Genomic DNA, 6,218 nt, shown 5'->3' with positions numbered 1-6,218 from the left:
TTGTTGCTTCTTTTTTGTATTTATACAATGAGCGAATATTCCATTTTTAAAATTAAAAGTAGATATAAAATCATTAGCTTGATATACTAATAGCGGGTAGTATCTATTTGTGATAGAACTGCACCTATATTTGTAAGAGTTGTAATGACATATTAGTAGTCTGCCTAGATCCGAGAGGACAGGGACAGAGGGATGAAACATAGCTACCATTACGAGATCCTTCTGTGTATAGAAGGGTTTTTTTGCCGTTTGGAAGCAATCGTATAACGTTTTATCTCCTCTAAAAAAAGGAGGAAAAAAATGAAACTTTATAGTCAATTTGTAAAAATGAAGCAAGAAAAAGAAAAAATTGTTATGCTAACAGCTTATGACTATCCTTCTGCGTTATTAGCAGAAGAAGCAAAAGTGGATATGATTTTAGTGGGTGATTCATTAGGAATGGTTGTTCTTGGTTATGATTCAACAATTCCTGTAACTGTTGATGACATGATTCATCATACTAAAGCCGTAAAACGTGGTGCTACTGATACATTCACGGTAACTGATATGCCGTTTATGAGTTATCATTTATCAATGGATGAGACTTTAAAAAATGCTGCTCGTATTATGCAAGAAGGAAGAGCGGATGCCGTTAAAGTAGAAGGAGCTGGGGAAGTATTATACAAAATTAGCGCCTTAACTGAAGCGGGGATTCCGGTTGTATCTCACCTAGGATTAACGCCTCAATCAGTCGGTATTCTTGGTGGATATAAAGTACAAGGAAAAGATGCTGAAGCAGCACAAAAATTATTAGAAGATGCAATCAAATGTCAAGAAGCTGGAGCAATTGCCCTTGTATTAGAATGTGTTCCATACCAAGTTGGAAAAATGATTACAGAAGCATTATCGATTCCGACAATTGGAATTGGAGCAGGAAATGCTACAGATGGCCAAGTTCTAGTTTATCATGACGTTATTCAATATGGAGTAAAGCGCTTACCAAAATTCGTAAAAGCATATGGCAATGCAAATGAGGAAATTCTTTCTGGTTTAACGGCTTACGTGAAAGAAGTAAAAGAATCTGTATTTCCTGATGAAAAACATTCCTTTACGATGAAGGAAGAAGAAGTTCAAGCATTGTATGGAGGCAAATAATGAAAATTGTTACGAGCATTGAAGAACTGCAAACAGAATTACGAGAAGTACGAGAAACTGGCAAACAAATTGGCTATGTACCTACAATGGGGTATTTACATGAGGGTCATCAACAGCTGTTGAAACAAGCACGTAGTGCCAATGATATTGTTGTTCTAAGTGTTTTTGTCAATCCATTACAATTTGGTGAGAATGAAGATTTAGATAAATATCCTCGAGATATTGAACATGATGAACAAGTTGCGAGACAACATGATGTGGACTATATTTTTTATCCTTCGGTGGAAGAAATGTATCCAGCTCAACCGTCTGTAACGGTAAGAGTAAATAAACGAACAAATGTATTATGTGGTCAGTCTAGGCCCGGACATTTTGATGGTGTGGCAACGGTATTAACGAAGCTCTTTAATATCATTCAGCCAATGAGAGCATACTTTGGCTTAAAGGATGCTCAACAAGTTGCTGTTGTTGAAGGCTTAGTAGAAGATTTTAATTTTCCTATCCAAATCGTTCGTGTTGATACTGTCAGAGAAGAGGATGGATTAGCGAAAAGCTCTAGAAATGTATTTCTAACTGATCAGGAAAGAAAAGAAGCGAAACATTTATATAGAAGCTTACAGCTCGGGAAAGCTTTAATTGCTGAAGGTGAAAAAAATCCGAAACATATTATTACAGAAATGAAAAAATATATTGAACAACACACGAGTGGAAAAACGGATTATATAGAAATATATTCTTATCCTGATCTTGAAAAAATTGAAATTGTTGAAGGGCAAGTAATTATTGCTTTAGCCGTAGCATTTAGCGGAGCAAGATTAATTGATAATGTCGTTTTTAGTATTTAAGCTATAGTGTAAAAAAGATACTGGGGGAATTGATAGTGTTCAGAACGATGATGAAGGGAAAAATCCATCGAGCTACGGTAACAGAAGCGAATTTAAATTATGTAGGAAGCATTACAATCGATGAAGATATACTTGATGCGGTAGATATGCTACCAAATGAAAAAGTGGCCATCGTTAATAATAATAATGGTGCAAGATTAGAAACATATATTATTCCTGGTGAAAGAGGTAGTGGTGTTGTCTGTCTAAATGGTGCTGCTGCTCGCTTAGTGCAACCAGGTGATATTGTTATTATCATTTCTTATGCGATTATTGCAGAAGAGCATGTGAAAAATCATCAACCAAAAGTGGCAATCATGGGTGAAAATAATAAAATTATTGATATGATTTCCCATGAGCCTGAGGCAACTATTTTATAAAATCTAATTTGATCGGTGGGGAGATTTACTTATCTTCACCGATTTTTTGTTGTCTGATTTATAGGTCTATAGCTTAACCAAAAAAGAATGAGGTGATTTTTCTTGAGTTAGCTACATTGTCAGATGACTGTATAATCATGTAATATAGTGTTTATTAGACTTTCAAAAAGGTATTTTGCTTTTTTGATTATGGAATTTTGAGGTGTACAATAATGAGTCAACGTTATGTTGTCGTGGATTTAGAAACAACAGGGAACTCCGTCAAAAAAGGTGATAGAATTATTCAATTTGCAGCGGTCATTATAGAAAATGACAAGATTGTTGAAGAGTTTTCGACTTTTTTGAATCCTGAACAATCCATTTCACCATTTATTGAAGAACTGACAGGAATACATGAGTCGATGCTTGTTAATGCTCCTTTATTCTCTGAGGTAGCACCTAAGATAATCGAGCTTCTACAAGACTCATGCTTCGTTGCTCATAATGTATTATTCGATTTATCGTTTTTACAAGATGAATTATATACTTGCGGTTATGAAGGCTTCTATGGTTCAACCATTGATACAGTTGAATTAGCAAAAATTATGCGACCTACAGCAACAAGCTATAAATTATCGCATTTAGCAAAAGAAGAAGGATATGAACATGATCGTCCCCATCAGGCAGATAGTGATGCATATGCAACTGCGGAGCTTTTTCTTAAATTTGCTAAAGAACTTCACGATATTCCGTTAGTGACGCTTAAACAACTGTATAAATTGTCTTATTCTTTAAAAAGTGAAATATCAGAGCTTATTTCGCTTATATTACAAAAAAGAATGTCTAAAAGTCCTATTCATCATCCACATCTATTTATTAATAAGGGAATTGCTTTAAAAAAATCAATGGATTCAGATGAAGAAGAAATTCGAAAGGCTGACTTTGAATTTCCTGAAACAAAGGAAAAGAAAATAGAACAGTTACAGAAGGCATTTTCAAATTTAGAAATTAGAAATGATCAAATGACTATGATGGACGAAGTCTATCGAGTTTTTAATGCGAATAAAATTGCGTTAATTGAAGCTGGAACAGGATTGGGAAAAACATTAGGCTATTTGTTACCTGCGGCCTATTATGCTATTCAAAATAATGAGAAAGTGATGATTAGCACTTATACCATTGAGTTGCAAAACCAACTTCTCCAAAAGGAATTAGCTAAACTACAATTGATGGTTCCTTTTAAGATACATACAGTTGTTTTAAAAGGTCGTGCGAATTATTTAAGTTTAGCCAAATTTGATCGAGCATTACGGACAAGAGATGATAACTATGATAGTGCTTTAACGAAAATGCAAATATTAATTTGGCTATTACACACGGAGACTGGTGATAAGGATGAGCTAAACCTTTCTAGTGGTGGAGAGCTATTTTGGGATCGACTGCAAGGAGCCAATAATATTGCAACCGAGCACCAAAATTCATGGGAGCCATTTGATTTTTATCAGCGTGCAAAAGCTTTAGCTTATAAAGCAGATTTAATTATTACTAATCACTCATATTTAATGACAGATTATTTCTTAAAGAATAATCAAGAAGCGAGCTGCCACACTTTAATTATTGATGAAGCGCATCAATTAGAAAATGCAGCATCCAAGCATTTAGGTAGTACAGTTGATTACGTGAAATTAAAAATGATGATCAACAAACTAGGTTCATTTGAGCAGAATCAGCTAATTCATAAAGTTGCAAAAATGATTAGTGATATTGATCCATCTAAAAATCAAATACAGTTTCATACTGAACGCTTATTACAAGAAGTCACTTTCGAATTGGAGCAATTCTTCCAATTACTATCTAGTTGTTGCGAGGAATATAGTAAAAAAAGCCATACTCAAAATACAGTTACTATACCAATGCTACTGTCTACTCATACCAACGCTAAACCGCTAATGATGATTGTGGAGAGACTAAGTGAGCACTTCAAGCAATTAGCGGCTGATTTAAGAAGTAATGTAGAATTTGTTTTACAAAATGGCCAGCCAGGAAAAACACAGCTGTTTTATTTATCAGAAATGGAAAGTATCGCTTCATTCTTTGTTGAAAATGCTCAACGTCTGATGGAATATTTCGTTAGGAATAAAGATTCTGTACTTTATTGGCTAGAGTGGAATAGAAAAAGTCCTAGTCAATATGTTTTCTTATATTCACAGCCTATTATGGGTGGAAGTGATTTGTGGTTAAGATATTTTGCCTTCCAAAAAAGTGTAGTCCTAACATCGTCAACATTAACAGTCAAAGGATCATTTGATTACATGAAGAATAAGCTTGGTCTTCATAATAAAGATATTGAAGTGTTTTCATTTCCGTCCCCTTTCTTGTATAAAGAAAAGGTTCAAATGCTTATTCCAGATGATATTCCAGAAGTTAATGCTGTTAGTGCTGATACATATGTTGATAATATTGCTATTTATATTGAAAAAACAGCGATTGCAAGTAAAGGTAGGATGTTAGTATTATTTACTTCGCAAGAAATGTTACGAATGACTCACGAGAAGTTAAAGGAACGCAGTGCATTAGATGATTTTAATATCCTTTCACAAGGAATATCAAGTAAAAGTAAGTCAAGATTAATTAAATACTTTCAAAACTTTGATAAATCCATATTACTTGGGACAGCAAGTTTTTGGGATGGCTTAGATTTGCCTGGTGAAACCTTACAAAGCTTAATGATTGTACGACTACCGTTTTCGCCACCCGATGAGCCTCTTACAGACGCACGCTGTAAAAGGATTAAGGAAAATGGGGGGAATCCGTTTAGTGAATATTCATTACCAGAAGCTATAATGAGATTTAGACAAGGTTTCGGCAGGTTAATTCGTACCAATGAAGATAAAGGAATCTTTATTGTATGTGATAGGAGAATAGTTACAACGAAATATGGAATTGATTTTATTAAATCCATACCAGAGATTGAAATGAAAAAGGTAAATCAGGATATTGTACAAAGTATAATTAAGAAATGGTTGAATGAAGTATAGTGAATAATAATTTTTTGATGAAATTTTATTTTTCTAACAAAAAAACTGTTATAATATTGAAAGAGTCGTTAATGCGGTTTCTGCATTTAAAATAGTCAAGACAATATTGTTATGACAAAATCTTCTATTACCAGAAGGTATATGGAATGTAAGTAAACCATTCGATTGAAAAAGTTCAATATCAACCTGATTTATATAAAGTGGTGGATGTACTGAATAGATAGTAATTATTTGATTTGTTAGTATTTGGACTTTCACTAGATTGTGAGATCAGAAACAGTTAATTTAACGATTTATAGAACATAAAGTGAGTGGTTTTATTGAAAAAATGGATTTTAGCAATTAGCTTTTTACTTATCATTATAATTGGTTATGTCATAGCGAGCTTTCTTGTAGGTATGGATTATGCCAATAATGAAGAAGAAAGAGCCATAAATATAGCAAAAAGTGAAGGTGGCCTCACTACTGTTAGTGATTTTTATTTATATCATGGAAAAGAAGTTTATTCCGTAGTTGTAGGTAAGGATAAAAAAGGTGTCCAACAGGTATTATGGATTCCTAAAGATCGTAAAGATCATTCAATTGTTAAGAAGAAGTATTCTTCAGGTGTTTCAAAGAAAGAGATTACAAAGATTGTGGAACATTCGTATCAACCAGACGAAATCATCTCGATTAAGCTAGGAATGGAAAGTAAGGTTGCTTTATGGGAAGTTACTATTAAAGATCATAAAGACCGATTACATTATTATTATTTCGATTTTCTAACCGGAGAATCGTTAACAAAATATATAGGTATTTAACAT

Annotated in this window: 5 protein-coding genes; all 5 read left to right on the top strand. The window is 33.6% G+C overall.

Going from position 1 to position 6,218, the window contains the following annotated elements:
- Positions 1 to 300: 300 nt before the first annotated feature.
- The 5 genes from panB (at position 301) to BN349_RS23705 (ending at position 6,215) form a co-directional block, all read left to right on the top strand.
- On the top strand, positions 301 to 1,134 hold the full coding sequence (panB, locus tag BN349_RS09155) for a 3-methyl-2-oxobutanoate hydroxymethyltransferase (RefSeq protein ID WP_019241995.1): 834 nt from the start codon (positions 301 to 303) through the stop codon (positions 1,132 to 1,134).
- Entirely contained in the window at positions 1,134 to 1,979 is an 846-nt protein-coding gene (gene panC / locus BN349_RS09150; RefSeq protein ID WP_019241994.1) for a pantoate--beta-alanine ligase, read from the top strand. The genes panB and panC overlap by 1 nt, the downstream gene beginning before the upstream one ends.
- Positions 1,980 to 2,014: 35 nt before the next feature.
- Positions 2,015 to 2,398, top strand: coding sequence for an aspartate 1-decarboxylase (panD, locus tag BN349_RS09145; protein WP_019241993.1), 384 nt, complete (start codon positions 2,015 to 2,017; stop codon positions 2,396 to 2,398).
- 212 nt (positions 2,399 to 2,610) lie between these two features.
- The gene (gene dinG / locus BN349_RS09140; RefSeq protein ID WP_019241992.1) at positions 2,611 to 5,415 is read left to right on the top strand and encodes an ATP-dependent DNA helicase DinG; all 2,805 of its coding nucleotides are present in this window, start codon (positions 2,611 to 2,613) and stop codon (positions 5,413 to 5,415) included.
- A gap of 320 nt (positions 5,416 to 5,735) precedes the next feature.
- Positions 5,736 to 6,215 carry a cell wall elongation regulator TseB-like domain-containing protein gene (locus tag BN349_RS23705; RefSeq protein ID WP_019241991.1) on the top strand — a complete coding sequence of 160 codons (480 nt, stop codon included), beginning with the start codon at positions 5,736 to 5,738 and terminating at the stop codon, positions 6,213 to 6,215.
- The last annotated feature ends 3 nt before the right edge of the window (positions 6,216 to 6,218 follow it).

Source organism: Bacillus sp. AP8 (genome assembly GCF_000321185.1).
GTDB lineage: Bacteria > Bacillota > Bacilli > Bacillales > DSM-1321 > Bacillus_AD > Bacillus_AD massilioanorexius.
Note: the sequence above shows the minus strand (reverse complement) of the source record. Positions and strands in the feature narration are given on the sequence as shown.

Coding starts and splice junctions, on each gene's coding strand:
- panC (WP_019241994.1), top strand. CDS start 1,134: ATGAAAATTGTTACGAGCATTGAAGAACTGCAAACAGAATTACGAGAA.
- panB (WP_019241995.1), top strand. CDS start 301: ATGAAACTTTATAGTCAATTTGTAAAAATGAAGCAAGAAAAAGAAAAA.
- dinG (WP_019241992.1), top strand. CDS start 2,611: ATGAGTCAACGTTATGTTGTCGTGGATTTAGAAACAACAGGGAACTCC.